The organism is uncultured Oceanicoccus sp. (genome assembly GCF_963968385.1).
In the GTDB taxonomy this organism is placed as follows: Bacteria; Pseudomonadota; Gammaproteobacteria; order Pseudomonadales; family Dasaniaceae; genus Oceanicoccus.
Genome location: NZ_CAXAHB010000152.1, coordinates 1 through 1,665 on the forward strand (window position 1 = coordinate 1; position 1,665 = coordinate 1,665).

The 1,665-nt window shown below is 46.1% G+C and carries 2 protein-coding genes; both read right to left on the bottom strand.

What is annotated here, in order from left to right; genetic code table 11:
• Positions 1-73: 73 nt before the first annotated feature.
• Entirely contained in the window at positions 74-1,126 is a 1,053-nt protein-coding gene (locus AACP44_RS09225) for a DUF2333 family protein (RefSeq protein ID WP_339340237.1), read from the bottom strand.
• A gap of 28 nt (positions 1,127-1,154) precedes the next feature.
• Complete coding sequence (locus tag AACP44_RS09230; RefSeq protein WP_339340238.1) at positions 1,155-1,565, bottom strand: copper chaperone PCu(A)C; 411 nt, start codon at positions 1,563-1,565, stop codon at positions 1,155-1,157.
• Positions 1,566-1,665: the final 100 nt, after the last annotated feature.

Below are 1,665 nucleotides of genomic sequence, written 5' to 3' on the forward strand. Positions count from 1 at the left end.
TAACTATTTTAGGGATGACGGCCTATCAATGACTGACAATCTATCGATGAATGTTTATATGTGATTCAGCCAATTAACCTTGAGACAATAAATCACGCAAATCAATAATAGCCGCATTGGCGCGAGAAATATAAGAGGCCATCACCAGTGAATGATTGGCCAATAGACCAAAGCCAATGCCATTTAAAATCACTGGGCTATAAACGGTTTGCTGCGTGGCCTCTAGCTCTCGAATAATTTGCTGCAAGCTTACCAAAGCGTTTTTATTTTTTAATACTTCATTAAAATCGACTTCAATTGCCTTTAGAAAATGCAGCAAGGCCCAAGCGCTGCCGCGCGACTCATAAAAAATATCATCAATTTCGGTCCAAGGGGTTTTGACTTCCAACTCGCTTGGCGCATAGGTTGACTGGCGAGCCACCGCATCCCCGGCCAAATCGGTATTTAGCCGACGCTTACCCACACTGGCACTTAAACGCTGTGACAAACTGCCCAAACGGGTTTCGACGATTTTTAACCAGTAACGTAAATTATCCGAGCGGGCATAAAATTGAGAGCGGGTATTGGTTTGATCCTCCAATCGGCTAAGGTAATTATTTAAATATTTTAATGCATTACGATATTCTGATTCGGTGGCAGGTACTGCCCAGCTATCGCGAGAGAAATTTAAGCTAGGTTCTGCCTTGGCCAAATCTTCATCTTCCTTGGATTGCGATTGCGAACGACTAAAACTTTCTCGCAAGGCTCTGGCCAAATCCCGAGATTGAATTAACACCCCGTATTCCCAATTCGGCATATTATCCAACCACAAACCCGGCGGCAAAATATCATTACTGAGAAAACCACCCTGCTTATCCAACAGGGTAGAGGTTACGCGAATCAGTGCCGAGGTGGTGGTAGCGCCTATCACTAGCGGCGGCGCCTCTGCTTCGGCCATGGCCGCCGCATTCTCTTTAACGGAAAATACTGCCGGCGTTATTGACCAATAAATACTCACAAAAAAGGCGACCACGAAATAAAACGCCAAGCAAATAACGGCCGTTCTCGACAGCAGACCCGCACCTAGACTATCAACACCGTTATCCCACCACTGCAATAGTCGCTGCTTTGTTGATTGAAAATCCATACTCACCTCAAAGGCCAATCAAGCCTTGCTAGTGGTGCTTATTCAACACACTGCGCACTGGCAATATGGCACTCACTAATTCAACGTCGCCATTGAACAGCTGAATGCGCATCTGATCGCCCTCACGCAAAGGTTTGGTTAAATTGATTAGCATTAAATGATACTGACCTGGCGCCATGACAAGTTCGCCATTGGCAGGCACAACCGCTCGGTCCACCTTGACCATACTCATCATACCATTATGGTGTTTATGGCTATGGATCTCGGCTGTTTTGGCACCGCTAGCCGCAGCGCCGGTGATGACAACATCTTTATCGCCGGTATTGACCAAGCGCATAAAGGCAGCCGTTGTTGGCTGGCTCGGAGGCAAGGCACGGATATAGCCCTGCTGGATACTTAGTTCGGCCAGCGCAGGTAATGGCGCAATCAGCAATATCATTACAAATAAACGCTTAATAGTATTAAACAAGTGAGTACCTCTCATAATCCGCAGTTTGGAGTGCTAACTATACCCTATGCGACGAAAAATATTACCAATC

What these genes read in the sequence shown, in the direction of transcription:
- AACP44_RS09225 (WP_339340237.1), bottom strand. Translation starts at nt 1,126, where the DNA reads ATGGATTTTCAATCAACAAAGCAGCGACTATTGCAGTGGTGGGATAAC.
- AACP44_RS09230 (WP_339340238.1), bottom strand. Translation starts at nt 1,565, where the DNA reads ATGATATTGCTGATTGCGCCATTACCTGCGCTGGCCGAACTAAGTATC.